At 32.4% G+C, this 26,105-nt stretch carries 24 protein-coding genes; 8 read left to right on the top strand and 16 right to left on the bottom strand.

Annotation, left to right across the window (positions count from 1 at the left end; genetic code table 11):
• Positions 1-534 precede the first annotated feature (534 nt).
• From AB671_RS18435 to AB671_RS18410, 6 genes are all read left to right on the top strand, one after another.
• Entirely contained in the window at positions 535-1,353 is an 819-nt protein-coding gene (locus AB671_RS18435) for a hypothetical protein (RefSeq protein ID WP_066681928.1), read from the top strand.
• A 165-nt stretch (positions 1,354-1,518) separates the two neighbouring features.
• A complete protein-coding gene (locus AB671_RS18430) occupies positions 1,519-1,929 on the top strand; it encodes a hypothetical protein (protein ID WP_228391013.1) in 411 nt (136 codons plus the stop codon).
• A gap of 11 nt (positions 1,930-1,940) precedes the next feature.
• Positions 1,941-2,672 carry a CsgE family curli-type amyloid fiber assembly protein gene (locus AB671_RS18425; protein ID WP_066681926.1) on the top strand — a complete coding sequence of 244 codons (732 nt, stop codon included), beginning with the start codon at positions 1,941-1,943 and terminating at the stop codon, positions 2,670-2,672.
• An 11-nt stretch (positions 2,673-2,683) separates the two neighbouring features.
• Positions 2,684-3,094, top strand: a complete 411-nt coding sequence (locus tag AB671_RS18420) for a curli production assembly/transport component CsgF (protein ID WP_066681924.1) — start codon at positions 2,684-2,686, stop codon at positions 3,092-3,094.
• A gap of 19 nt (positions 3,095-3,113) precedes the next feature.
• Entirely contained in the window at positions 3,114-4,481 is a 1,368-nt protein-coding gene (locus AB671_RS18415) for a CsgG/HfaB family protein (protein WP_082987356.1), read from the top strand.
• Between the two features lie 11 nt (positions 4,482-4,492).
• Complete coding sequence (locus AB671_RS18410) at positions 4,493-6,004, top strand: carboxypeptidase-like regulatory domain-containing protein (protein ID WP_066681921.1); 1,512 nt, start codon at positions 4,493-4,495, stop codon at positions 6,002-6,004.
• Between the two features lie 277 nt (positions 6,005-6,281).
• Here the strand turns inward: AB671_RS18410 and AB671_RS18405 are convergent, their stop codons facing one another.
• Positions 6,282-6,929 carry a response regulator transcription factor gene (locus tag AB671_RS18405; protein ID WP_066681915.1) on the bottom strand — a complete coding sequence of 216 codons (648 nt, stop codon included), beginning with the start codon at positions 6,927-6,929 and terminating at the stop codon, positions 6,282-6,284.
• Between the two features lie 547 nt (positions 6,930-7,476).
• Here AB671_RS18405 and AB671_RS18400 point away from each other — a divergent pair.
• Both AB671_RS18400 and AB671_RS18395 read left to right on the top strand, forming a co-directional pair.
• The gene (locus AB671_RS18400; RefSeq protein ID WP_066681912.1) at positions 7,477-8,979 is read left to right on the top strand and encodes a bifunctional GNAT family N-acetyltransferase/carbon-nitrogen hydrolase family protein; all 1,503 of its coding nucleotides are present in this window, start codon (positions 7,477-7,479) and stop codon (positions 8,977-8,979) included.
• Positions 8,980-9,242: 263 nt separating this feature from the next.
• Positions 9,243-10,973, top strand: coding sequence for a metallophosphoesterase family protein (locus AB671_RS18395; protein WP_228391012.1), 1,731 nt, complete (start codon positions 9,243-9,245; stop codon positions 10,971-10,973).
• Here the strand turns inward: AB671_RS18395 and AB671_RS18390 are convergent, their stop codons facing one another.
• The 15 genes from AB671_RS18390 to AB671_RS18325 all read right to left on the bottom strand — a co-directional run bounded on the left by AB671_RS18390 (position 10,974) and on the right by AB671_RS18325 (position 25,944).
• Positions 10,974-11,810, bottom strand: a complete 837-nt coding sequence (locus AB671_RS18390) for a GLPGLI family protein (RefSeq protein ID WP_066681902.1) — start codon at positions 11,808-11,810, stop codon at positions 10,974-10,976. It abuts the gene before it with no gap.
• Between the two features lie 77 nt (positions 11,811-11,887).
• A complete protein-coding gene (locus AB671_RS18385; protein WP_066681900.1) occupies positions 11,888-12,208 on the bottom strand; it encodes a hypothetical protein in 321 nt (106 codons plus the stop codon).
• A 54-nt stretch (positions 12,209-12,262) separates the two neighbouring features.
• Positions 12,263-13,351, bottom strand: a complete 1,089-nt coding sequence (locus AB671_RS18380; protein ID WP_066681893.1) for a TlpA family protein disulfide reductase — start codon at positions 13,349-13,351, stop codon at positions 12,263-12,265.
• Positions 13,351-13,839, bottom strand: a complete 489-nt coding sequence (locus AB671_RS18375) for a GDYXXLXY domain-containing protein (protein ID WP_066681890.1) — start codon at positions 13,837-13,839, stop codon at positions 13,351-13,353. Before AB671_RS18375 ends, AB671_RS18380 begins: the two co-directional genes overlap by 1 nt.
• The gene (locus AB671_RS22960) at positions 13,826-14,134 is read right to left on the bottom strand and encodes a DUF4401 domain-containing protein (protein ID WP_066681888.1); all 309 of its coding nucleotides are present in this window, start codon (positions 14,132-14,134) and stop codon (positions 13,826-13,828) included. The genes AB671_RS18375 and AB671_RS22960 overlap by 14 nt, the downstream gene beginning before the upstream one ends.
• 17 nt (positions 14,135-14,151) lie before the next feature.
• Positions 14,152-14,901 (bottom strand): DUF4401 domain-containing protein, encoded by a 750-nt coding sequence (locus tag AB671_RS18365; RefSeq protein WP_066681885.1) that lies wholly within the window; start codon positions 14,899-14,901, stop codon positions 14,152-14,154.
• Complete coding sequence (locus AB671_RS18360; RefSeq protein ID WP_082987354.1) at positions 14,891-15,847, bottom strand: DUF2157 domain-containing protein; 957 nt, start codon at positions 15,845-15,847, stop codon at positions 14,891-14,893. Before AB671_RS18360 ends, AB671_RS18365 begins: the two co-directional genes overlap by 11 nt.
• 123 nt (positions 15,848-15,970) lie before the next feature.
• Positions 15,971-17,062: a DUF2695 domain-containing protein gene (locus tag AB671_RS22810; RefSeq protein WP_228391011.1), complete on the bottom strand. Its 1,092-nt coding sequence runs from the start codon at positions 17,060-17,062 to the stop codon at positions 15,971-15,973.
• Complete coding sequence (locus AB671_RS22955) at positions 17,052-17,174, bottom strand: hypothetical protein (protein WP_262484080.1); 123 nt, start codon at positions 17,172-17,174, stop codon at positions 17,052-17,054. Before AB671_RS22955 ends, AB671_RS22810 begins: the two co-directional genes overlap by 11 nt.
• 33 nt (positions 17,175-17,207) lie before the next feature.
• The gene (locus AB671_RS18350; RefSeq protein WP_066681882.1) at positions 17,208-17,633 is read right to left on the bottom strand and encodes a lysozyme inhibitor LprI family protein; all 426 of its coding nucleotides are present in this window, start codon (positions 17,631-17,633) and stop codon (positions 17,208-17,210) included.
• Between the two features lie 20 nt (positions 17,634-17,653).
• Positions 17,654-18,091, bottom strand: coding sequence for a hypothetical protein (locus tag AB671_RS18345; RefSeq protein WP_066681879.1), 438 nt, complete (start codon positions 18,089-18,091; stop codon positions 17,654-17,656).
• 15 nt (positions 18,092-18,106) lie between these two features.
• Complete coding sequence (locus tag AB671_RS18340) at positions 18,107-18,658, bottom strand: hypothetical protein (protein WP_066681876.1); 552 nt, start codon at positions 18,656-18,658, stop codon at positions 18,107-18,109.
• Between the two features lie 58 nt (positions 18,659-18,716).
• Positions 18,717-24,410 (bottom strand): DUF3320 domain-containing protein, encoded by a 5,694-nt coding sequence (locus AB671_RS18335; RefSeq protein ID WP_066681874.1) that lies wholly within the window; start codon positions 24,408-24,410, stop codon positions 18,717-18,719.
• Positions 24,411-24,538: 128 nt separating this feature from the next.
• Positions 24,539-24,985, bottom strand: a complete 447-nt coding sequence (locus tag AB671_RS18330; RefSeq protein WP_066681872.1) for a PepSY-like domain-containing protein — start codon at positions 24,983-24,985, stop codon at positions 24,539-24,541.
• Positions 24,986-25,134: 149 nt separating this feature from the next.
• Complete coding sequence (locus AB671_RS18325) at positions 25,135-25,944, bottom strand: HAEPLYID family protein (protein WP_066681870.1); 810 nt, start codon at positions 25,942-25,944, stop codon at positions 25,135-25,137.
• Positions 25,945-26,105 lie beyond the last annotated feature (161 nt).

Here is a 26,105-nt window from a genome sequence, read left to right as displayed (position 1 = left end):
TCAAAATACTCAATCAAGAGTTCTGGTAAAAATAATTTAAGTAGTTCAGCATCATTTAACATACTACAAAAATATCATTTATTATTTTTCTCCCCAAGTTTTGAGACTGAGCCGATTTTTGCTTAGTCCCCAACTTTTGAGACTGAGCCCTGAAAATCTATTTCCTAAAAATTTCTAAATAAAATTCTGAAAATCTCTTCTCTGAATGTGGTGAAATATTTCTGGGCTTTTCAAAACAGTTTTTTTTGTTGAATTCTTAGTTTCTCTTTTTTATACTTTTTTGATGATAATAAAATGCAAAGAATGTAGGAAGCATGCTATAACGCAAGCAGTAACTTCTAATTTTGGTTAATTGCTATTTGTGATGGTTCTCCGTGATTTTGCGTAACAATAATTGGTGAGAGGGTAAAAACTACAAACGGTTAGTTTTAAAACCAGATATAATGATTTTGGAAATTTACAAGGGATTGGTGGTTTCTTACTTTGGTTTTGCTTCTACCTTTGTCTCACAAATAACCAATTAATTTTATTGAAATGAAAAATTTTATTACTGGTGTTTTTACACTACTAGCAACAGGATTCGCATTCGCTCAAGCAAACGTTGATGTGAGTACTCAAATGGGAAACTTAAATGTGGCAACTGTGAATCAAACAGGATTTTTTAATCAAAACTACCTTTTACAGGACGGTAACCGTAACACGGCAGACATTGACCAAACTGGAGCTTTTAACATTAATGTTGCTTCGAGTAACGGTAACAGAAACTCTATTGATGTAGACCAAGTAGGATTAGGAAACTCAAACGAAACAAATCAGTACGGAAACAGAAACTCTGCCCAAACATGGCAAATAGGAGCTTTTAACTCTACTGAACAAACACAAATTGGTAGAAGAAACGATGCTACTTCTATACAATGGGGAGTAGGTAATGAGGTAGTACAATATCAAGATGGTAGAAGAAATGTAGCATCTGCTTTCCAGTTAGGTATTGATAATACTGCTGTACAGGTACAGTTAGGTAGAAGAAATGATGCTTCTGCTGTACAATTAGGAAGCGGAAACTATATTTTACAATATCAGGATGGTAATGATAATATGGCTTCTCATACTCAGGTTGGTGCAGATAACGTAGCGGTTTCAGCTCAATTAGGTAATGATAACTCAGCTACAGGATTACAAATAGGTTCAGACAACGAGCTGTATCAATTACAAGTAGGTAATTCTAATACTGCCATTGACTTCCAATTAGGTAATAGTAACATGATATCAGTAAGTCAATTTGGAACTTATAACTTCCATTTAGGAACTCAGATTGGAAATTCAAATTCATTAACTGTTGTACAGTCTAACTAAAAATTCAATAAAACCAAAAAAGGGGAAGTATCATTGCTTCTCCTTTTCGGTTTCTATCAACTATTTTTTTAGTAGTAAATATAACGGTAAACAGTGATTTTGATAGAGTAACCTATTCATGTGTTTTGTAACAATAAGTATTAAGGTACCTTTAAATAAAAAAAAATGAATGCGCTCACTAGATTCTTTTTTTGCTTAGGATTTTTATTTTTCTCTTTTTCTTCTCTGAAATCACAACAAGTAGAATGGAATCAAATTAATAGTAATAGTGTTTTAGATTTAGCAATATTACAAGCTGTGGATAATCATACTTCTTATTCGAATATTTTACAGATAGGAGATTCTAATAATATTGAAGCGATGATAAATGCGAAAACCAATATTATGATACAGCAGCTTGGAGATTACAACAGTTTATATTTTAACAATTCTTTTTCGGATACCAAAACAAAAAATGTCATCAACACCCAGGGTAATAATAATATTATCGATATCACGGGGAGTAACAGCGTATCTGAAAATATGAAAGTAAATGTAAAAGGTGATAACATGACCATTTTTATGCGGAATTATTAAATAGAAAAGTAATGGCAAGTAAAAATATTTTATTATTTACTTTTCTTACCATCTTTCTGTCCCTTGGTTGTTATGCACAGGAAGAAAGAAAAGTATCTGCCAGATTAGAACGTGAGACGATAGAACAGCAGTTTATTATCAAAGCGTTTGCTACCAATACTACTCCTGTATATAAAGAGCTCAATTATCTCTTAGTATCAATCAAAAAAGGGAATGGAGGCAATCTTTCAAACAACCGCCAAAGCGGAAAGTTTACAATAAATCCTAATGAAGTAAAAAAACTATCAGAACTTAGTGTTAATCTAGAGACGAAAGATGCTTTGAAAGTATTCTTATATATAAGAGACGAAGAATCTCAAAAGTTGATTGCTAAAGATAGTTTAGAAATAAATCAAGAAGCTTTTAGTAAAAAAGCAAGCAAAATTGAAGAGGAAGTCTTCTCGGAACTCAAAGGATTAATGATAGATGAAACGAAAACCAAAGTAGGAAAAGACTTTTACGATTTGTTTTATATGCAATACAACCAGGTTCCGAAAAAAGACAATGCTACGATTACTATATCAGAAGTTCCCACACGCGGAGTAAACGGGCAAATTAATATCGAAATTGAAGATAAGGTAATCTATAGTTTTATGACCAACCCTAGTGAAGATTATTTAAAAGAACAGATGCTTATGAGTTTTCGTTTGATTAAAGAATTTATTGCTAAGAAAAATCTTATTAAGAATGAATTCATATACTAAAAACAATTACCATGAAACCACTTTATGTTTTTCTTATACTGTTTTGCGGTTTTTTCCTTGGAAAATCTCAGCAACTTGTTTATAAACCTGTCAATCCCGCATTTGGCGGTGATACTTTCAATTACCAATGGCTATTAAGTTCTGCAAATGCTCAAAATCAATTTGATGAGAAAGATAGTTTGAGTGATTTGCTAAACGGAATGAATTCGATGGATAGTTTTAGTGAAAGTCTAAATAGACAGATTCTCAGTCAATTATCACAAAAACTTTTCGAAAATCAATTTGGTGATGGGGCTCTTAAACCCGGAAATTATCTTTTGGGTTCGTTGTATATACAGATTACAACTACTGCGCAAGGATTGCTAATTAATATTTTGGATACCGGTACAGGTGATCAATCCGAAATTGTGATTCCCAAATAATACTAAAAACTAAATTACCATGAAATTTTACATTTACATCAGAATTTTTTTCTGTCTTACACTTGTATGTGTTTCTATAGGATGTAGTTCTTTACTTGGGCTTCCTTCTACACCAGAAAAATCAACACTTGGCGAGAATACAGCTTATACAAAAGAGCTGAAGGATCTTATCCCGCCAAAAGAACGTATTGTAATAGGGGTCTATAAGTTTAGAGACCAAACCGGTCAATATAAACCATCCGAAAATGGTAACAATTGGAGTACTGCTGTACCTCAAGGTACTACAACAATTCTTATTAAAGCATTAGAAGATAGTAAATGGTTTATCCCTATAGAAAGAGAAAATATTGCTAATTTGCTTAACGAGAGACAGATCATACGCTCTACCCGTCAAGAATATCTTAAAGACGCAGATAAAAATAGCCAAACATTACCCCCACTTCTCTATGCAGGGATATTGCTAGAGGGCGGGGTTATTTCTTATGATAGCAATGTTTTAACAGGAGGTTTAGGTGCCAGATACTTCGGGATCGGAGCCTCTACACAATATAGACAAGATAGAATAACGATTTATCTTCGTGCGGTCTCTACCTTAAATGGAGAAATACTTAAAACCGTTTATACTTCAAAAACGATTCTCTCTACAAGTGTTAATGGAAGTTTTTTCAGATATATTGATACAGAAAGACTTTTGGAAGCAGAAGTTGGATTAACTCAAAACGAACCTGTACAGCTCGCAGTGACAGAAGCTATAGAAAAAGCAGTAAAAGGATTGATTGTTGAAGGAATAAGAGATAACATATGGGGGAAATCTGTTGATGAGAATATAGGAGTTTACAAACCGCTTATAAAAAGCTATGAAAACGAGCAAAATGATAATCTGAATAGAGTAGTAGGGAATAAATACCCAAGCAATTATAGACAACAATTTGCTTTGTATACCAACCTTGAAACACAAAAAGTAAAAGACGACTATGTAAACCCTAAGTTTAATTTGGGAGGAAAATTTGGATTCAAATATTTTTTTAATCCTTATTTAAATCTAGACGTTAGTGCAAGTGTCTTCACTATAGAAAATAAAAATATTTTTTCCCGTACCTACTTTACTCCGGAAGTCAATCTAGAAGCAGTCATTTTACCTCAGTACAAACTGACTCCATTTGTTTATGGAGGAGTTGGAGCGATGTATTCTGGGATGAAACCATTGTACAAAGGCCAATTTGGTGCCGGATTAGAATATATGGTCGGAAAAAACTTAGGAATAAGAGTTTCTTCGCAATATGATCTTGGCTTTAAAGATGATTGGGATGGTTTAATAAACGGAAAAAGAAAAGATCAGGCAATGAGATTTTCGATTGGAATAAACTTTTATATAGGAAAAAAATAAAAACTTAAACTATGAAAACTATATTACAAATTCTCGGCATAATTATCATTTCATTTTCCTTGATAGCTTGTAATGAAGAGCTTGTAGATCAGGCTCAATCGGGAATATTAAAAGGAAAAGTAGTGAAAAGAGGTACGAATGTTCCTCTAGGAAATGTGAAAATTTTTACTGCACCTACCACCGAAACGGTATTTACTGGTACAGATGGTACTTTTGAGATTAAAAACATGCCCGTTGGAAACTATTCTGTAAAAGCTGAGCTGAGTGGATATATTACCACGTTTCAGGCAGTCAATATTCAGAAACAAGATCAGGTAGTAACCGCTGTTTTCGAAATGGATGATGATAATTCACTTAATACACCGCCTACAACTCCGGTATTGCTCAGTCCAATAGACAATGCGGTGAATCAACCTCTCACTGTTGAACTCACTTGGAACTCTACTGATCCCGATACAATTGATGTGCTAAAATATAATTTGACCATTAAAAATAATCTTGATACCAATATTATCCAGGTCAATGATCTTCTTACCAATCATTATACACTTTCGAATCTTAAATTTGGGGTAAGTTATTTTTGGCAAGTTTCAGTTTCTGATGGAATACATGCGCCTGTACTCAGTGCGATCAGTAAGTTTACTACTAATATGGTTCCTCTTAATCGCTATCATTATGTACAAAAACAAAATGGAAACTTACTCATCGTGTCGAGTAATGAGCTGGGAGCAAATTTCCAATTTACAAATTCGTCTTACAATAGTTGGCGACCTAGAAAAAATAATAATGCAGGATTAATTGCGTTTTTAAGAACAGAAGGAGGTAATTCTCATATTTATACTGCCAATCCTGATGGATCCAATGTTTTTAAAGTAACAACAGTACCCGTCGCAGGATTTAATAATAATGAAATGGATTTCTCGTGGAGTACCAATGGACAAGAGTTTCTCTATGCAAATTTTAATAAACTCTATAGAATAAATAAAGATGGAAGTGGTTTAAATTTAGTCTACACAGCACCTTCCGGAACGATGATTTCTGAATGTGACTGGAGTTATGATGGAAGCAAGATTGCATTAAAAACCAATAGTATCAATGGATATAGTACCCAGATTTACATCATTGATATGTTGGGAAATACGATAAAGACAATTTTATCTGGAACTCTAGGAGCGAGTGGAGGTCTAAATCTTTCTGTAGATGGTAATCGTCTATTGTATACTCGGGATATGTCAGGTTTTGAAGATGTTAGTGGTAATTACAGACAGCTCGATACTCACATTTTTATATATGATTTGACATCCAATATCACCTATGATATCTCTTCTGAAAGTGAAAGACCACAGGGTACAAATGATTTAGATCCTCGATTTTCACCCAATAATGCTCAGATTATTTTTACCAATACTTCTAATGATAATATTTCTCAGAGAAATGTAGTCACTGTAGACCTAAATAATGATTTGACAGATATGCAGAGAACAATACTCTTTACCAACGCAGAAATGCCGGATTATGAATAAGAATTTGTAGTCTCATAAAATCAATCCAAAAACTTTAGTGTAATTTTAAGAAGTCCGTCTCACAATTAGTGAAAACGGACTTTTTTTATTATTTTTTTCGACCACGTATCGGAGAATAATTTTCATATAAAAGATTCTCAACCCATTTTATTTAATTGTGAGAGAAACTCTTTTTCTTTTAATTCTTTTTCTATAAAAAAGATGATTCTTTTGTCATACAAAAAATAAACTCCAGATCAATTAATCTGGAGTTTACTTAGGGTAATACTATTGGTTATTAATCTATAATATGATTTGCGATGGCGTATTTTACCACGCCGACAGAATTTTTTACATTCAGTTTCAATAAAATTCTTTTACGATGAGTTTCTACGGTATTTATGCTTATAAAAAGCTTTTCGCAAATATCCTTGCTGCTTAATCCGTCGCAAATCAGCTTTAGTATTTCCATTTCTCGTTTGGTAAGAGGATCTTGAATGTGAAGTTTTTGTTTTTTTTCATCGGTGTTCAAAAAGTTGATCATTTTCTCTTTTGCATAGTCACAGATGTAAATTTCATTTGAAAGTAAAGCTTGTACAGATTTCAAAAATTCGTCGTACCGGCTGTCTTTATCAAGGTAGCTTTTTATTCCTTTATTAAATAGTTTTCTAATATCCATTATATCATAGCTGTTGCCAATTACAATAATCTTTATCGTTTTATTTTGTGCAGTAATATTTTCTACATTTTTTAAAAGATCTGTCAGCATAAGCATATTAGAGTTAATCATCAAAAACTCTGGAGGTTTGCCTTGAAGGTTCTCTTGTAAGGCCTCGTAAGAATTACACAAATCAATAGTATTAAAAAGACTGCTTTGAGTCAGAAGTTTTGATAAACCCTCAGTGTATAGCATGGGTTCACCAAAAATAGTTAATTTAGGCTTCATCAGGTCAGTTTTAGTATATAAATATACGAAAAAAAGCGTATGTTTTTCGTAAAAAATATAATTTAATGCAGTTAATTTTGTTTTATTGGTTTGTTTTTGCGGTTTTTTTTGTGGTTTCTGTAAATAAATCTCTTTTTTTAGATTTGTATTTAATGAAATAATAGATGTCGTGTAAAAACACCTGTATTTATAGGCTTTTTTTATTTTTTTTAAAGTTTAATTAACGTTTTAGTGATATGCTCAAGTTGAGATTAGTTGCCTCAAAAATGACAAATTGAACATTATTATTTAATTTTTTTTTAGAATTAAGCTTAAAATCTTAGAATAATTAAAAAATTATGTTAGACTTTTGAAACAAAAATGCCGTAATTGGGCCTTGAACATCGAGAATATCTCAAAACAGCTTGAAAACACACCAAGATAAAGTTGCGAAGAAACCCAATAGGTCAATAAAATTTTATATAGGTTTTTAGTCTAAGCCATTTTTAAAGGAAGATGGCAAAAGGTTTGCAGAGTTTTTGCGTAACTTTAAGAAAAATACACATTTATGCAGATAGAAACACGCACCCTGAAAGTAGACGACTATGATGAGTTGGTAGAAACAATGCGCAGAGCATATCCTCAAATGTCAGAATACGTTTGGTCAAAAAAAAGCATTGCCAAGCTGAATAAAATTTTTGAAGCCGGGCAAATCTGCATCACAGTAGACGGAAAAATTGCAGCCGTTGCATTATCCATTATTGTAAACTACGATGAGTTTGGTGACGATCATACCTATAGCGATATTACAGGGAATTATTCTTTCAATACCCATATTTCAACCGGAAATGTATTATACGGAATAGAAATTTTTGTTGATCCCGAATATCGTAAATTGAGATTGGGAAGAAGATTATACGATGCCCGAAAAGAGCTTTGTGAATTATTAAATCTGAAATCCATTATTTTGGGTGGAAGAATTCCGCATTATCATAAGTATAGCAACGAAATTTCGCCTAGAGAATATATCAGAAGGGTAAGAGATAAAGAAATTTATGATCCTGTACTTTCTTTCCAGCTTTCTAATAATTTTTTGCCGATAAAAGTGCTTAAAAAATATCTTCCGGAAGACGAAGCTTCTCATGAAAATGCCGTTTTGTTGCAATGGAATAATATTTATTACAGCAAAAAACCAAACACAATGCAGGACAGCGTTATCCGTTTGGGATTGGTGCAGTGGCAGATGAGGCAATTTAAAGACATAGATGCTTTTTATGAACAGGTTGAGTTTTTTGTGAATGTGATGGGTGATTACAAATCAGATTTTGTACTTTTCCCGGAATTGTTCAACACGCCTTTATTGGCTCCGTTCAATAATCTTTCTGAACGTGACAGTATGATTGAGCTTGCAAAAATTACAGAAGAAATTAAAGCAAAAATCTCAGAGTTGGCTATCAGTTATAACGTGAATATTATTTCCGGAAGTATGCCGATCTTTGAAAATAACGATCTGTACAACGTAAGTTACCTTCTTCACCGTGACGGTAGAATTGATGAATATAGAAAAATTCATATCACACCAAATGAAAGAAAGTATTACGGAATGAAAGGCGGAAATGAGATCAAAGCTTTTGATACCGATTGTGGAAAAATCGGCCTGGTCATTTGTTATGATGTGGAATTCCCAGAATTACCAAGGATTCTTGCCGACCAAGGAATGAAAATCTTATTCGTTCCTTATCTTACCGATACTCAAAACGCGTACATGAGAGTACGTCATTGCGCAGCAGCAAGAGCTATTGAAAACGAATGTTATGTCGCAATTGCAGGTTGTGTTGGAAATTTACCGGGTGTTAATAATATGGATATTCAGTTTGGTCAGGCTGCGGTTTTTACCCCTTCAGATTTTGCATTTCCATCAAATGCGGTAAAAGGCGAAGCTACTCCTAACACAGAAATGACACTCATTGTAGACGTAGACATCAATTTATTAAAAGATTTGCACTACAATGGTTCAGTTCAAATTCTGAAAGACAGACGGACAGATCTGTATGAAACTTATTTGAAATAAATTTTTGTTTTACTCTAAAATATTTTGAAGCACTTTCATTTTGAAGGTGCTTTTTTTATTTCTCTCGCAGATTTTGCAGATTCAGCTGATTTTTATATGCCATAAGAATAAAAATTAAGTCAAAATTAAAATACAATCCACATTCAGTTTAAACTAAAAAACGACCTTTCGAAATTAAATTTTCCGTTTTGAATCGATCGTTTTCTATTTTATTTTTAATTCTTTTTTTCTTTTCATTTGATCTAAAAAGCCAGCAAAAACCTGTGAAAATTGCTTTTTTAGCAGATGTGCATTTTCAGGATCTGTATGGAGAATTTTCAGATTCAAATTTTAAAGGAATTGAAAATCCCAAAACGGGTAAGAAAACCATTCTCAGGACGATGGATTCTCAACTGCATTCTACAAGGATCTTTAATGAAAACTATTTTGCTTTTCTCGCTGCGTTGGATGATATTGCTAAAAGAAATATTAAGATCGTTGCGCTTCCAGGAGATTATACAGATGACGGACAAGCCTACAATTTGCGTGGTTTAAAGAAAATTTTAGAAAATTATCAGAAAAAATATAAGATGCGGTTTTTCATCACAACGGGTAATCACGATCCGGTTGGTCCGTTTCTGAAGCAAGGTGGAAAATCTGATTTTATGAATGAAAATGGTGACGAACTTTCAATTGTGAGTCATGAAAAATTGATTAAAAACAAAGATCAAAGAACTGTTGTTACGAAAGATATTGCAATGTCGGGATATCTGGAAATTTTGAATGAGATGAAAAACTTTGGTTTTACTGCTTCGGAAAAAGATCTTTTTTGGCAGACCCCTTTCAGTACAGATCTTTATGAACAATTTAATTTTAAAAATGCTTTAAAAGACTCTGAATATTCCAACAGAATGTATGAAGTGAGTGAAGGGTTTTCAGTTCCTGACTTTTCTTATGTTGTTGAACCTACCGAAGGAATTTGGTTAATGGCCATTGATGGAAACACCTATATTCCCAAAAATAACAATGGAAATCCGAAAGATGAAAATAATTTTCAAGGTGCTTCCATCGGCTACAACAATGTTTTAACCAATAAAAAACATTTATTTTCTTGGGTTGAAAAAGTGGTGGGTGAAGCTAAAAAACATAAAAAAACATTGATTGCTTTTACTCATTATCCGATCTTAGATTTTAATGATAATGCAAATGAAGAGATCAAAAAGCTTTTAGGAAAAGATAAATGGCAAATGGATAGAGTTCCGCAAGATGAGGTTGCAGAATTGTTGGCAAAAGTCGGGTTGAAATTACATTTTGCAGGACATATGCACATCAATGACACCGGAATTAAAAAGTTTGATAATGGAAAAATGCTTGTTAATATTCAGGTTCCCTCTTTAGCTGCGTATATTCCTGGCTATAAAATTCTGACGGTTAATTCTGAGGATAAATTTGAGATTGAAACGGTATCAATTAAAAATGTGCCAAGATTCAATGAGCTGTTCCCGCTTTACGAAAAGGAATTTGATAATTTAAAAAGTAATAACTCAAAGGAAATTTGGAATAAAGATATTTTAAAGACAAAAAATTATCAGGATTTTACATTGTTTCATCTGAAAGAGTTGGTGAGACTTCGTTTTATTCCTTCTGACTGGCCGAAAGATTTTATTGAAAAAGCTTCAAAACTTTCAGGTAAAGATTTGCTGGAATTAAGTTCAGGAAACCAAAAAATATCCAACAAAATCAAAAATAAATTTGCAAAATGGAACTTTGAAGATGCATTTTTAAATCTTTATCAGCTGCAATCTGCAGATGAGTTGGCAAAAAAAGATATTCCTAAAAAAAGGCTTGCTCAGTATAAACTTTTAGAACAAAATTTTGAACATTTAAAAACTGATGATGCGTTTTTAAATCAGCTTAAAACTTTCTTTAAAATTTTAGAAAAGCTTTCTTCGGGAGATGCTTCAGACCATTTTAAGATCGATTTTCAGAAAGGTGAAATTGTGAATTTGAATTGATTATTTTTTTGATTTTCCTTTACTTTTCAAAATGTCAATCTCTATAATATTATTGTCTTTGCAGATCTGTTCAAGCATAAATTTTTTCTGTTCACGGATAATTTGTTCGCCTGTTCTGAAATTTCCTTCAGCATCTCTCTGGTCAGGAATTCTTCCCACAAGATACGCAGTAGGGTCAGCTCTGTTTTGAAGGTAAGTTTTTATATAGGCTTCATACCCAAGTTTCGTTTCACGAGATTCATCTTTACGGTAAGGATATTCGAAAGGACTTTTAGTATTTTTAATGCCTTTTAAAATAAATTGATGGCTTGCGGTTTTATCTTCAATTTTTAGAATTAACCCAGGTAAACCATAGAATTTATACGGTCCATCCTGAATCGGGATATCTTTTGCAAACCACGCAAACCACGTTCTGCCTCCAAATTCTGTAGTTGCTTTCTGAACTTTGTAGTTTAAAATTTTATCGAATTCATTTGATAAATTCCATTTCAGATTTACATTTTGCTCAACATTGTATTTGGAATCACCAACTTTAGTTTCAAAAGAAATTTTTTTATAGTTCAAATCTTTAATATCCATTTCAAAAATTTTATAAGGGAGTGGCATGACCATTAAACCTTTTTTGCTTTCTGCATTTATCGTAGAATCTGAAATATATTTGTCTAAACTGTAGTAATGTGATTTTTCTTTACCGACATTCAAAATCATGATTTCTTTGCTAATATCTTTCTGATTGGTAGAATCTGAAATGAATTGATATTCGTAAGTGAATTCTTTATTTTGAGCTGAAAGTTGAATGATAAAGAAAATAAAAAAGAGATTTAAGGATAATTTCATCGGTAGATATTAAAATGGAACAGTATCTTTTTTGCTAAAACTTATTCAGAAAATTCGATGTTTAAGTGAAATATAGTTTACGCAATTCTACTTAATCTTGAGCTTTTTCCACAAAACAAACAATACAGATCTTCTCGCCAGATTCTGTTCACTTTATAATTTAATACCGTATTGATCTCCTGAACGATATTTATATTTTCTGCTAAATCAGATTTCTCAGTATTTGATTTTGTATCTGATGAGGTTTCCTTTTCTACTTTTGATATAAGTTCGTTTTTCTTGGTTTTTGATATTAAGATAGAATCTGAAATGTTTTGTTTTTCGTTAATAAGCTCTTTATTTTGCGCCGTAACCAAAGCAAAACTGATAATGAATAAAAGAGTTAAAAATAATTTCATAAGTCGAAAAATTGTATCCCAATTTAGTGAAAATTTGAATATGATTTTAATTTTTTATTTACCTGTTAAACTTTTTAAAAATGGTAAAATTTGAGAAGAACCATCCAGCGTTTCCTTGATAATTCCATTCTCATCGATCAAATAAAGAATAGGATAGCCGTTAATTCCAAATTGTTTTTCAAGGTCTTTCCGGTCGGAAATTACAGGAAATTTTACTTCTTTATTGACAAAATATTTCGTGGCATTTATTTTAGGATCGGAACCAAAAATATTGATCAATTCCGTTTGAGAATTTAATCTAAAACCTGGGCTCAGAATATGATCTGAAATTATTTTTGAATAACCACAATTGGTTGAAGAAAAAAGGAGAAGCGTTTGTTTTTCTTTTTTTGAACTGAAAGAAATATGTTTTCCAGTGATATCAACAGCTTTAAAGCTCAGAACTTCAGTGTTTTTTGTCAATGGTTTCAAAGAATCCTGTCTTTCGTAATATTTTAAAGCATAATCTTTTGGAAGAATAACTTTGAAATTGGTCGTTTTATCATAGAAAATATAATTGCTAAAAAGGTAAGTTACAGTTTGTCCCAATTTTCCATCGACAAAACTTTTTCTTTCAAGCTTGCTGATCGTGAAATTTCCTGAAATATAAATGTGATATTCTACTTTTATTTCTTTTCCTTCGTAATGATGAATGCTTTCTATGTTTGAATAATGACTGTGAATTTTACCGTCAATTTGAGTGTCATCAATATAGCTCCATTTCATTTTGAGCAAAGTGGTTGGTCCAAACTGCCTTAAACGGGATGACGAAATTGCTGAGTTCTGATTGTCTTTATTTTCGTATTCGTAAATGGTTTTTTCACGGTGATCGACTTCATAATAAAAATTGTTTTTATAAAATTCTTCCGCAGTTTCGTTCTTGCTGTAGAATTCGAAATCTTTATTTTGAGGTTTGTAAATCGTGTGAAAAATATTTAAAACAGAAGTTGCATCTGTTTCAGGATTAGGATAATAAGCGGTCGTTTTATAGCTGATTACATTGGCTTGGAAATATTTTCGTTTTGCTCTTTCGAGGTCGGGAACTTGAGAGTGTAAATAAATTGAACAAAAAACTGAAAGAAATATAAAAAGAAAATATTTCATTATTTAATTTGTTTCAGATTTTCATCATAAAGCCCAATCAATAAGCTGTTCCCTTCTTTATCAACTTTTAGAGCACCATATTTTGCATTCTCATATTTTGCAGCTTGCCCTTCTTGGAAAAAGAAAGATTCTGCCCCAATATTTACATTCCAACCGTCGGAGGATGTGTAATTTATTAAAAATTCACCTTGCTTTAAAGGAGTTGTATCTTTTTGAAACCTTTGTCTTTGTGCTACACCGTTTTTATCCAATTTTACCACACAATATCCTCTTTTAGGAAGAGATTTTTCATTGAAGTCTTCTGAAATACTGTACCGTAAATTCATATAATCACCTTGCATTAAAGAACGCGGGTCTACAGGAGCCAATGGCAGCAAAATTAATTTTCCATCTTTTAAAAGGGTCTCTTTTTTAGCAACTGAAAAATTAAAATAAACCAAAAGTATCATTAGATTTAAGACAATAATCAGCCATTTATATTTTTTCATCAGACGATAGTTTTTTTTGGGTTAAAAAGTACAGACCAAGAAACAAAATTCCCGAACAAAACAAGACAATCGATTTGGTAAGTAAAGTGTAATGAAGGTCGTAATAATATTGTGAAATAAAGTAAATAAACGCGACAATGCCAATCACTAAAGAAGTTTTGTAGTTTACCAAAAAGCTCAAAAGGATAATTAAAATCGCTCCTGAAATTGCTGGTGCAAAAACCGTAGGTAATAAAATTAAAACCGACAGCGCATAAATCCCATATTTTTGTTCACTCTTTTTAATATTCAGCATTTCAAAGAGATGAGAAATCACGTACAAAATTGCAAGAATAATAACCACAGAGGAAATCCAGAAATATTCAAATGAATATTCGACAATCTGTAATTTCTTCCTAAAAGATTTAAACCGGCTAAAAAACAAAAGATTAATGAAATACGCACCGAATCATAAATCTGTGAAAATGCCTTGTTGAAAGTCATTAATTTAGGCTCTTTTAAATATATAAAAGTGAGAATTAAAGCCAAAAGAGAAATATAAATATGGATTAAATTAAAGCTGTTATTTGACATCATTAAAAATAAAAATCCACCACAAATTATCAGAACCGAAATAAATGAAATGAGATAAGACCGCACAATAAATAATGCTGAAGCTGCGATTAAAATTAAAATAATACAGACAAGATTTTCGTCTGTTTTCATTTGTAATAATCCTGCTCCAACGAGAATAAAACCAATGATGTAAGCCGAAATACTGAGAGTGTCTAGAAGGATGTTGTCTGTTACTTTAGTAATGAAAGCTCCAAAAATAATTAAAGGAATTCCGAGTAGTAATAATCCTAATTCTGAGTCGTAAATTCCAGCAATAAAAAGAAATCCTATAAAGAGAAGACTCGCCAGAATTCCGCCAAAGATAGACAGTATCTTTATCGCTAAAGATTGATGATTATTGCCTTTTTCAAATGCGGTATAGATTGCTGCTTCGTTAAATTTTAAATCTTTTTCACTAGAATCCTGAAGATAATCCAAGAGTTGTTTTATTTCTTCTTTAGTTTTCATTTTTCCATTTTTTTTGAAGATTAATAAGACTCATTATAACCATTGTAACGCTTCCAATCACGAAAAGGCTTACAAATAGAAACATTCCGCCATCGGTTGAGAAATTGATGAGTAAAGCTGTTAGAATAGAAATAATACTTAATGGAATTACCGAAAGATAAAATATGCTTTTTGAGTTTAATCCGTGCCAGATTCCAAGAGTATAAGTTGTTATAATAAGTATTGTAAACAGTAATGAAAATGTTTCATGGTTGTCAAAAATCACAGTTATCATTCCCAAAGTTGCAATAACAGTACATCCTAAAGCTAAAATATGGGTAAACCAAATCGGAATATTGAAAGTTTTCTTCGAATTTTGCAATAAAAAAGAAGAAATAAGAGTAATTGTATTAATGCAGAAAATAATGGTTCCAATTAATAATTCGTCCCAATCTTTGGCAACTTGCTCGGTGTAAAGAATAAAAGTAGTGTTGATTAACACTATAAAAAGCAGCCACAACGGAGCAAAATTTGAAATAACCACCCATAAGGTAATGAAAAGTGTCCATGCTAAAAAGAAATCATATGCATTGGCTCCGGTTTGATAAATCTGCCCGAAAAGAGCAAATAAAACTCCAACTAAAAAGGCAGCTCCGGTAAGAATAATATTTCTGATATTTTGATTGATTTTCGGAAGTAAAGCAACGATTGTTGTGGTGATGACGAGCGCTTCCGTCATTCCTATTTTAGCAAATTTGTGTAAATCTGCCCAGTTGTAGGCAAAAAAGAAAATAATTCCTGCGGTAGCAAAACCAACTCCAAGTGTAATAAAAAACAGGCGCAGAAATTTCTGCCACATTTCTTTATTATTATATACATTTTCTTTGAGGAGGCGTTCAACTTCCAGTTCCGTCATATTGCTGTGGCGGCTTATCAGTTTGATATCTTCACGTTGTATGTTTTTCATTCAATTGTTTTTTTAGAAGAATTAATAATGTTTTAAGTGATAAAACGGTTAATTCATTTTCAATTGAACTAAACTACGAAAAAAGAGCTGTAGTCTAAAGAATTTTTAAATTTTGAGTATGATTTACTCTTCGAAAAGTTCTTCAACATTATAAAGAACCTCACAATCACAGAAACCGCCATATTCTTTTAACCAGTTTTCAACTTCTTCTATATTCTGAATGTTTTTTGATTCTAGGAATTGTTTCGCTAACTTTAGACTGTCATCACAGATGTTTTTCTCAAGCGCTTCATCCAAGAAATCAAATAAATTTTGAAAAAGTTCACGGGAAATCGGAAGGTTTCTTTCAAATTCAGCTTGTGCTTTTTCCTGTAATTCTCTTTGGATCTGTTTGCGTCTTGCTTTTTCAGTTTTGTCGGGCATATTTGACTGACTTATGTAAACCTTTGCAATTATTTTTGTTGCCTCATTCTTAGCTTGTTCAATATTTTCAAAATTAAGTGAATAAAAATAAAATAGCGCAACCTCAAATTTTGGCAATTCAATAAAAATAAAATCATTTATATTATGGAAAAAATGGAAACTTTTATTTTTAGTTTTAAAAATCACTAAAGAATTTAAGTTCTTAATTTTAGATTTTATAGTAACTCTTTTTTGTGCACTTCTCAGTTGAGTTATTGCTTTTTGAGGAGAAAATTCGATTTCTTCTCTCATTATTGCTAGAGGAATATCTTTTAAAAAATCAATAAATTCAGCTGATTTTGCTTTCTTAAAGATTCTTCTAAACTCTAAAATTTGGAATTTATATTCAATAATTTCTAGCCAGCGAATTATATTTTGTATTTGTTCTAAACTATAAAATGAATCAGCCAAGTTAGTATTAGTTAGAATGGAATTAATTTCACTTTCTATGTTAGCTAGTAAATTATTATTGCAATTTGCACAAGCTGGAATAGTTGTTTTATTATAAGTCTGTTCAATGCCATTCATGTTGGTTATAAAGAATTTCTTAGTACAGTTTTCAAATACCCAACGTGGAATTACATGTTCTTTAGTTAAATTTAATGTAGTCGCACAAAAAACACATATTTCTTTTTCAAATTTAATGTTGTCCCGACTTCTCGAAACATTACGATTTATAACATCATCGATAATATTCTTTGAGTTACGTCTTAATTGGACGCGTAGATTCTTTAGTTTTACATCAATTTCCATAATAGTAAATCAGTTTTTCACCCAATTCGTTTTGATAAATTCCGAAGATTTTATGTTGAGAAAATGAATGTATTGAAAGCAGGAAGAAAAATAGGTAGTAGTTTTTTTTCATAGTCCTTTTTTTGATCATCAAAATCAATTGAAATTAATACTCTAGATCCTCCAAAAACATTTGTAATTCCAAAGCTCTGGTTTTTATGATCTCTTTTTTCTTATTTTCTGCAACACCATACCACATTGTGCCGTCTTTTACTTCATAATAAAGTTTAGAAATAAATTTAAATTCTTTATCCCGGTAAATGATCCATTCCTCTTGAGAAGCTTTCAATATTTCAAAAGCGTCTTTTGGAAGTTTAGCAGCAAGAAGATTGTAATATTTATTCAATTCTTTATCCCAAGATTGTCCAGCTTTGATGCTACATTCAAGCATTTGAGCATTCGAAATTTCTTTTTTATCAAGACATTTTGATTCGGCAACGTCTATAAAATTTTCTTGTTGATCTTTATCTTTATCCTGAGAGAATATAGGAACCGAGCAAAAAATTAAAAGCAAAAGGGTAATTTTATTCATAGATTTTTAAATTAATGCTCTTACAAATTCTTAAACCGATAGGGCAGTCTTACAATATCAATTACCTTTTCACCCTGACTGTTTTTTCCAGCGGTCCATTTTATATTTTGGGTAGATCTTGTGGCGGCAATTTTTACCTCTTTATTAAAATTTTCATTTTTTCCAAACGTTGAAATATTGAGTACATTTCCTTGTTGGTCAATCTTTAAAATGATTTCTGTATTTAGATTTTCACCAATGTCCTGTAACTTTTCTTTATCAATATTCTCGTCAATTTTTTTCAGAAATGTCTTATTTCCATCTGGAAACTGTGCTGGAAAAGTTACCCTCGGTGGTGCAGGAACAGATTGATCTTGTGGTTGCGAAGACTGATAGCGGTCTGCGATTTTTGTTTCTTGTTTTTGAGAAAAAACTATAATAATAGAAAGGATACTGAATATGGAAAATATTTTTTTCATGCTCTGATTTAATTATTAATTGTCTTCTACTTTGTTTTTAATTTCTGCAATTTCAGGATATTTTACAGAATAAATTATATCATATTTGTCTCCATTCTTGAAATTGTCATTATAATTATAAATTTCTTTTTTATAAATACCGTTTCTGGTTTTATATTGAAATATTGCCCAAACTTTCCATCCTCCTCTTGTGGATCTGCTTTCCAGACTTATTACTTCTGCAATTGCCTTTCCAATTGGTTCATTATTTAAAATATTTTGAATTCTTCTATCAGTTAAATTTCCTGTAATAATCATTGAACAAAACATCCCAATAACAGCAAAACCTATTATTGCAGTGTTCTTAATCGTTTTTTTTATCCACAGCATTTTATTCGACCTGAAATTTGGTTTTTCAAAACTGTAATATTTCCCCAATAATGAGAACGTAATAATTAGCCAACCACAGAAAAAAGCTAAATAGCTTATTATTTCCAAAAAATCGTTGTCTTTATAACCAAAAAAGAAAATTACTGAAAATCCTACTAAGATTAAGAATATTCCATAAAGTAGAGCTTTATTTTTCAAATTAAATATTTTTCGTTTACTTTTGATAAAGGATGAAAATCAAAAAAAGTTTTAAAATTTACCCCAAAACAATTCTCCCATCAACTTCGTTCAACAAATTTTTCCCGATTAATTTCTCCAAGCAAAACTTCACCACCGCGTCGATTTGAGAACCCACTTTTGAAAAACCAAAAGTTTTACAAACCGCACGCACAAGTTCATCTTTATTCAAACTTAAATTTGAATGCATCAATTCCATAATAGCAACCGAAATTTCTTCCGGAGCGATCTCGTCGATCAACCTTTTTTCTACAGAATTATCACGGTAAAAATCTAAATTCTGTTGTTGCAGATTTTCTTTCCAGTAAAATTTATGATAACTTTCTGTAGCCAAAACATTCGGAATAGAATTCACTGTTTCCAGAAGATAATTATTGAGCTTTGCTCCAGACCTTGATGTGTTCCAAAGTTTCATTATCTTCCTGTACAAGGCATTCTGACTGATTGGAGATTCTGTTTCAATAATTGTTTTTAGCTGATTTAAAAGGATTTTTCGGTTCTCAAAATAATAAATCGATTCCGAATTGGCATTGATCTCAGGTCTGATTTCCGCGGCAATATAAGGAAGCATTTTCGTTGGTTTTCTAATCTCTGAAACTTCGCTTAAAAAAGAACGTTCTTCCGTTTGAATTTCTTCAATCTTTTCAGCTTTTTCTTTGATCTGAATTTTAATTTTTTCGATCTCAGCTTGGATCTCAGCGACAATTTTCTCTTTATTTTTGATCCAATCCAAAGTCCAGATTCTGAAAACATTCCATCCCAAACCTTTCAAAACATTGGGAACGAGCAATTCTCTGTCATTTGTTGTATTGATGTTGAAATAATTTTCACTGTCCAGCAAGATCGCCATTAAATATTCACTTTCATTTTCAGAATCGATCACACCGATGTCGATCTTATATTCTGAACTTCCAATATTGGTTTTAATTTTAAAACCATTTTCCTCCAAATGTTTTGCGATCGAATTGACCATCACTTTCTGTTGAGTTACCGTTGGGTTTGAATTGTGATAAACCAAACCTTTTTCAGAAAAATTCAGGAAGTTCTTCAAACCTAAAACACCTTCCGAACTTGTTCTGTTCATATCGATCTGATCGCCTTTTAAAGAAGAAAAAACTTTCATTTCGTAACGTGCTCTTGTTACGGCAACATTCAGTCTTCGCCAACCTCCATCTCGATTAAGCGGACCAAAATTCATCGAAACTTTTCCATCTTCATCAGGTCCGTAACCAATGGAAAACAGAATAATATCTCTTTCGTCACCTTGTACATTTTCAAGATTTTTAATGAAAATAGGCTCTTCAGAATTGATGACAAATTCTTCCAAATGTGGATTTTCCTGAAATAGTTTTTGCAGTAAATCTTCAATCAGACTTTGCTGAGTCTGGCTAAAAGTCACCACACCAATCGATTTTTTATTTTTATTTTCGAGGTGAATTCTGATGTATTCAATGATCGCTTCAGCTTCATTTTTATTGGTTCTCGTTTTTCCTTTGTCGTAAAACCCATCAATAAATTCGAATGTTACTTTTCGGTTTAAATCATCCGGAGACGGGAAAGTAAGCAGCTTATTATCATAAAAATGAGCGTTTGAGAAAGAGATCAAACTTTCATGCTTGCTTCGGTAATGCCTTAATAAATAATTTGAAGGAATCGAAAGCGCCAAACAATCATCCAAAATACTTTCCAGATCTTCCAATTCAAAATTTTCTTCATCTACTTTTTGGGAAGCGAAAAAGCTTGTCGGCGGCATTTGTTTCGGGTCACCGACAATTATTGCCTGTTTAGCTCTCGCCAAAGCACTTACCGCTTCAGAAGTTGGCAATTGCGAAGCTTCATCGAAGATCACAATGTCAAAATGCTCTTCATTCACGTCAAAATATTGCGCCACAGAAATCGGGCTCATCAACATGCAAGGTTTCAGCCTCGGAATTAAGGTCGGAATTTGATCAAATAATTTTCTAATGGATAGACCTCGTCCTTTATTGCGAATTGCTTTTTGCAGAATCCCAATTTCTGAACTTTGAACAGCTTCCTGCGAAAAATTCGGAATTCTGTCGCTGAGTTTCATCGTTAACTGATTTTTGGTCAGTTCTGTAAATTCTTTGTGAAGATTTTTATATTGCTGGATCTGAGATTCGTAAATATTCGCATCAAAACCATTCAAAGTTCCCGAACTGTAAATGGTTTTAATAAATAAATTCAGATGAATGATCTTTTCAAATTCCAGCTCAATAGATCCTGTATCGAGCCAGCCTTTTTCAAGGAAATTGATGAACCAGTTTAGGTTTAGATCTTGTGCTTTTTCTTTTAAAACATTAAAATTGATCCAGTCTTCCAACTGATGAATATTCTGTACTACAGTTTGCAGTTCTGTATCATTTGGAATTTCATCTACATATTCCAAAAGTTGAGCTTCTGCATTGTGGAGATCTTTCAAAGTTTCCAGAACTTCAGAAATATGCTGACTGTTATTTTGTTTTGATGAAATATCTTTTAACCATTCCGGAAAATTCGGAATTGAAATTTTTTGTGCTAAATCTTTTGCATTTTCAATGGTTTTTAAATCTTTTTCAATCGCAGCAATATCAAACGAACTTCCATTAAAATAAAGATTCGTAACCGAAGAAAGTGCATTGTAATGAAGGTTGTTTAATTGATCTTTAAGTTGTTGATAATTTTCAAGTTTATCAAAAAGTCCGTCGATCTGCACATCAGATTCTATTCCTGATTTTGCATAACCGTTCAGTTGTTGTTTCACTTTCCTTTGTTTAAACCATTTCGGAATAAACCAGGTGTGTTTTGCCTGATTCCACAACAATTTTAATGAAGCAAGATCTACATTTAAAATAGAAGAATTAAAACTTGAGGTGATTTGATTTTCAATTTGTTGAAACTGCGTTTGCTGAGTCATCCAGTTTTTAAATAAATTCAACTGACCTTCATTGAAAATAAGGTCGACCAAACCAGCTTTTACCGGATTTTCTTTTAAATATTCAAGAATTTCAATGCTGTCAGAATTGGAAACTTCATCCAATTTGAACTGGCTTTTTACTTGTTCAGACGAGTTTTTCTTTTCATTAAATTGAGAAATTGCCGAAAGAATCAGATTTTTATTTTCAAACTGATGATTTGAAGTTTTAATTGGTCTTAAAGCATGAAGCGAAGGCTGTCCTATTTTCTGCACAATCGAAGCAAAAGAAATCAACCAGTCTTTCCACTGATTCCAGTTGAAAACATCGGCGCTTTCCAAAGGGAAATTGATATGAAAACGCTCATCAGGTTGTACATGATTGGTTTCCAAAAAGGCAATGGTATCAAATAAACTCCAACCAATCGGGAATTTTTTGTGCAATTCATTTACATATTTTCCAAGCTCTTTTCTGCGTTCGTCGAGACGTTTTGCCTCTTCATGATAATCGGCATTGATCTTATATTTTGGAACTTCAAGCGTTCTTTCAAACTGTTTTAAGACATCCGATTTTTTAGATTTATTGGAATGCAATTCCAGGCAAAATGCACCCAAACCAATGTTTTCCAGACGATGATGAACGACATCCAAAGCGGCTTTTTTAGCAGCAACAAACAATACTTTTTTATCATTCGCCAAAGCATCGGCAATAATGTTGGTAATTGTCTGTGACTTTCCTGTTCCTGGAGGTCCGTGAAGAATAAAACTTTTATTGAGATTGGCATTTTTCACTGCATTCAGTTGAGAATTATCAGTGGAAATTGGCAAAACCAATTCTGAAGCTGAAATATTTTCTAAACTTTGAGCATCATTTTCTACGCTTTCCAAAGTTCCCGTAAGTTTGCCTTCAATCAAACTTTTTACGATCGAACTTTTCTGAATTTCTTCCGAATATTTTGAAATATCCTGCCAAAGGATCAATTTATTAAAGGAAAAAATCCCCAAAACCAATTGTTCCAAAACATCCCAACCTTCAAGATTAAGTACCGCATTTCTGATGATTGCCAAAACTTTCGGAACATCAACGCCCGATTCGTCCATCGGAAGATTTTCGAGACTGTTGATATTGAGTTTGAATTCCTGTTTTAAATATTCAAGCAAGGTAATGTTAATCATTGTTTCTTCTTCACGGCTTCGAAGCGTGAATTTAGAATTGACAGATCTTCTTGATAATTCCACAGGAACCAATAAAATAGGTGCCAGTCTTGGAACGTCTTTGTTTTTCGGCTCAAACCATTTCAACAATCCAATTCCCAGATACAACGTACTTTTTCCGTTTTCTTCTTCGGCTAATTTTGCGCTTCGGTAAAGGTTGGTGAGGATATTATCGAGATCATCCTGATGATAATACGTTAAAAGTCGGTTGTATTTAAACTCATCATCCGCGAGTTTGAAAAGCGGCTGAGACTGATGCAATGGTTCTCCATAAAGATTATATTTTCTGAGAACAGCCTGATTGTTATCGGGGTGGATCGTGAATGATTTTCCGTCAGCAAGACTGTCTTCAAGGCTGTTGATCTTTGTGTCTACTAATTGCAACATACTTTTGGTAAACCGTAGATTCAGAAGATTATTTCGGAGAGATAGATCCAGAAGTTTTCTTTCCCAAACCTTTTGCTTGGTCAAGTTGGAAAGATCGGTGAGTTCAAGGTCTTCATATTGAGTTCCCAGATCAAAATCCTGCTCAAGATCTTTGGAGTTCTTATCTGTTTTTAAAATTTCAGAAGAACTCATTTCATTTTTCAAAAGTGGAAGAGGATTTATTCCAGCCGAACGTGCATTTTTTAGATCTAAAGAAAGAATAAATCTCGAATGATCCATCAGTTGAGTTTCCGCAGAATTCATGGCATCTTTGAACGAAAGATCGCTTCCTTTGCACAATGTGGTCGATTCAATTAAAGCAATTTCTTTAATTCCTGAAGCCATTCTTTTGGAAATCGCAGCTTGGTCAAAGTTGATCATTCCGTCAAAACGTTGATCTTCTAGCCAAATCCCTACAAAAGCATGTCCTTCGGTAATAATAATGAGTGGATTTAAACCTATTGCTTCAAGACAAGCTGCAAAAAGCAGAGAAATATCGATACAGTTCCCGAATCTTGTTTCTAAGACAGTGTCTACAAGCCTAATCCTTTGTCCGTGTTTTTCAAAGCTTGGTGGCATTGCGCTGTAGATCAATTCAAGATTTTGAATGGATCTATAAATCGCCGAAACCATCTGCAAAACCCTTTCTTTACTTTTTTGCTGATAGCCTTCAAACGAAGGCGTGAGTTTATTTCTCGCTAAAATATCGATTGCATCAGCTTTGATCTTGTATAAAGAAGTATTGTTTGAAAGAACATAAGAAGCCAAAAGTTGTGGATAAGACTGCAATCCTCCAAAATAATCCATTGGTAAAACCTCGATGCTGAAACTTTTTTCATAAATGGATTCTCCGTCTTTAAAAATCTGAATTTTGATCTGATCTAAATCTTTTTCAGTCATTCGTCTCAGCAAAGACTGATTAAAAACAAAGTTGAAAAGTGAGATCTTATAGAGCGAATTTTGTCTGATTTTATCAATATAAACATCATATTTTTCAAACAACCCCAAAGATGATGTGATCTGAAGGTTTAGATTTTCTAAATCTTCGGCAACTTCCCGGAAAGAAATGTTCTGTAAAAACGGATATTGATTAAGGCAAAAAGTATAGTTGAAATAAGGACTGTGTTGTATTTGTAAGTCAAACGGAATAATCTGCTCCATAATTGTATTTTGTGATCATCTCTCGCTTTTTCGGGAGATAATGCAATTTATAAATAAAAGAGACAATCACAAAATGGTTTGGCTTATGGAAATAGATTTTAAGATGAAATTAAGAAGCTGATCAATTTTTAATCCGCTATTTTCTGTAAAATTTTTCCCTGCGCATCAAAAACTACTTTCCATTCCTGAGAATAATTTTTCAATTCTACGTTGTACATTACTTTTCCGCCTTCAGTAATTTTTTTAATGTCATCAGTTCTGTAGCCATTAAATGACCTTTTAATAGAAGCTAAAACGGTTTTTGGAAGATTGCTTTTTGAAATTTTTTCTTCATGTCTTACGAGTTTTCCATCTCGTGAATATAAAACTTTATGATCGTCGCCTAAAAATCCTGTTTCAAATTCTACTTCATACAGATTTCCTTTAATTTCCCAGTCGATATCTGATGCTTTTGGAAAGGTCTTTTGAAAACTGTTCAAGATAATAGAGGGAACTTCACTCTGATGGATATCCTGTGCTGAGATGTTGGTGAAACTTAAACCTAAAATACTGATGGTTAAAATTAAATTTTTCATAATGTAAATATTTATAATGCTAATTTCCGAAAAGATTCTGGAAACATTTGGGAACAACGGCTCCTATTAATTAATTTTATGATGGATTTTGTAAATTTTATAGAATGATGATTTGAAAATCTGTGACCTTTAGAAGATGCAATAAAAGATTAAAGTTCATACACCAATCTGAAAAATGAAGAGATACTTTCATCTTGATGAGAAACGGGAATTCCTGTAACAATTCCTACTGCAAAATGAGAATCAAGCTTAATCTTCACTTGCGGACGAAGCGTTACCAACATTTTTCCGTGACTAATCTCTTTGTTGACTTCCATCCCGATAAAGTGACCTGAATTGGGTAAAGAATACATCATCGAACTATTGATCTGCCAATCGACCGGAGTGCTATTTTCTCCTAATTCATGCTGAATCATCGGATACGTATAGATCAAAGTATGAATATGAGAACCCCACTTTTTAGCCGCGATAAAAAACGGACTGTACACCAAACCCGTAATGAATTTCCCTTTTCCATAATTTTTGAAATCTGTAAATTCTATAACCTGAGTATATCCTAAAGCCAGTGTTGTCTGAGATTTTTCCGAAACAAAAAAAGTATATTGCGCAGAAAGTCTAAGCCCATCTAATCGGTTTCCGGGAATCTGTTCTTTGGTAGCATTATTTTTCGGACTGAAAAATGAGAAATCAGTTTCTACTTCTAAACCTAATCTGTTCATTGGAGCAAATTCGTATTCGGCTAAATATCCGTTTTCTCTGTAATTTTTTCCACTTGAAAAATCTGCTCCCAAATTAAATTCTTTTTCACCTTTTCTTGCACCAAGATCCCTTACCAGATCCTGAAAAATAGGTTCAGCGTGAGAAATTTTCACAAGTTTGGGTTGGGTTTGTGCAAATACCGAAAAGCATCCTAAAATGTTTAAAATTACTATTGCTAAAATTAATTTTGTTGTTTTCATACAGCAAATCAACGGTACGAATCGGGAAAATTTTGGGAAGAAATCTGGAAAGAAATGGGAATTTGTTTAAAAGTAATATGTATATCCGTAATCATCCATAATTTCGTATATTTGTTTGTTATATAATAAGTTAGATGGATATATTTAGTTTTACGGCTGAT

Source organism: Chryseobacterium sp. BGARF1 (assembly GCF_001677955.1).
GTDB lineage: Bacteria > Bacteroidota > Bacteroidia > Flavobacteriales > Weeksellaceae > Chryseobacterium.
Note: the sequence above shows the minus strand (reverse complement) of the source record. Positions and strands in the feature narration are given on the sequence as shown.

Excerpts from the sequence above, each read along its gene's own strand:
- AB671_RS18330 (WP_066681872.1), bottom strand. The coding sequence starts at position 24,985 with ATGAAAAATTTAATTTTAACCATCAGTATTTTAGGTTTAAGTTTCACC.
- AB671_RS18420 (WP_066681924.1), top strand. The coding sequence starts at position 2,684 with ATGAAACCACTTTATGTTTTTCTTATACTGTTTTGCGGTTTTTTCCTT.
- AB671_RS18335 (WP_066681874.1), bottom strand. The coding sequence starts at position 24,410 with ATGGAGCAGATTATTCCGTTTGACTTACAAATACAACACAGTCCTTAT.
- AB671_RS18390 (WP_066681902.1), bottom strand. The coding sequence starts at position 11,810 with ATGAAATTATCCTTAAATCTCTTTTTTATTTTCTTTATCATTCAACTT.
- AB671_RS18405 (WP_066681915.1), bottom strand. The coding sequence starts at position 6,929 with ATGAAGCCTAAATTAACTATTTTTGGTGAACCCATGCTATACACTGAG.
- AB671_RS18430 (WP_228391013.1), top strand. The coding sequence starts at position 1,519 with ATGAATGCGCTCACTAGATTCTTTTTTTGCTTAGGATTTTTATTTTTC.
- AB671_RS18385 (WP_066681900.1), bottom strand. The coding sequence starts at position 12,208 with ATGAAATTATTTTTAACTCTTTTATTCATTATCAGTTTTGCTTTGGTT.
- AB671_RS18375 (WP_066681890.1), bottom strand. The coding sequence starts at position 13,839 with ATGAAAAAATATAAATGGCTGATTATTGTCTTAAATCTAATGATACTT.
- AB671_RS18410 (WP_066681921.1), top strand. The coding sequence starts at position 4,493 with ATGAAAACTATATTACAAATTCTCGGCATAATTATCATTTCATTTTCC.
- AB671_RS18360 (WP_082987354.1), bottom strand. The coding sequence starts at position 15,847 with ATGAAAAACATACAACGTGAAGATATCAAACTGATAAGCCGCCACAGC.
- AB671_RS22960 (WP_066681888.1), bottom strand. The coding sequence starts at position 14,134 with ATGCTGAATATTAAAAAGAGTGAACAAAAATATGGGATTTATGCGCTG.
- AB671_RS18365 (WP_066681885.1), bottom strand. The coding sequence starts at position 14,901 with ATGAAAACTAAAGAAGAAATAAAACAACTCTTGGATTATCTTCAGGAT.
- AB671_RS18400 (WP_066681912.1), top strand. The coding sequence starts at position 7,477 with ATGCAGATAGAAACACGCACCCTGAAAGTAGACGACTATGATGAGTTG.
- AB671_RS18350 (WP_066681882.1), bottom strand. The coding sequence starts at position 17,633 with ATGAATAAAATTACCCTTTTGCTTTTAATTTTTTGCTCGGTTCCTATA.
- AB671_RS18415 (WP_082987356.1), top strand. The coding sequence starts at position 3,114 with ATGAAATTTTACATTTACATCAGAATTTTTTTCTGTCTTACACTTGTA.
- AB671_RS18345 (WP_066681879.1), bottom strand. The coding sequence starts at position 18,091 with ATGAAAAAAATATTTTCCATATTCAGTATCCTTTCTATTATTATAGTT.
- AB671_RS18325 (WP_066681870.1), bottom strand. The coding sequence starts at position 25,944 with ATGAAAACAACAAAATTAATTTTAGCAATAGTAATTTTAAACATTTTA.
- AB671_RS22955 (WP_262484080.1), bottom strand. The coding sequence starts at position 17,174 with ATGAAAAAAAACTACTACCTATTTTTCTTCCTGCTTTCAATACATTCA.
- AB671_RS22810 (WP_228391011.1), bottom strand. The coding sequence starts at position 17,062 with ATGGAAATTGATGTAAAACTAAAGAATCTACGCGTCCAATTAAGACGT.
- AB671_RS18380 (WP_066681893.1), bottom strand. The coding sequence starts at position 13,351 with ATGAAATATTTTCTTTTTATATTTCTTTCAGTTTTTTGTTCAATTTAT.
- AB671_RS18425 (WP_066681926.1), top strand. The coding sequence starts at position 1,941 with ATGGCAAGTAAAAATATTTTATTATTTACTTTTCTTACCATCTTTCTG.
- AB671_RS18435 (WP_066681928.1), top strand. The coding sequence starts at position 535 with ATGAAAAATTTTATTACTGGTGTTTTTACACTACTAGCAACAGGATTC.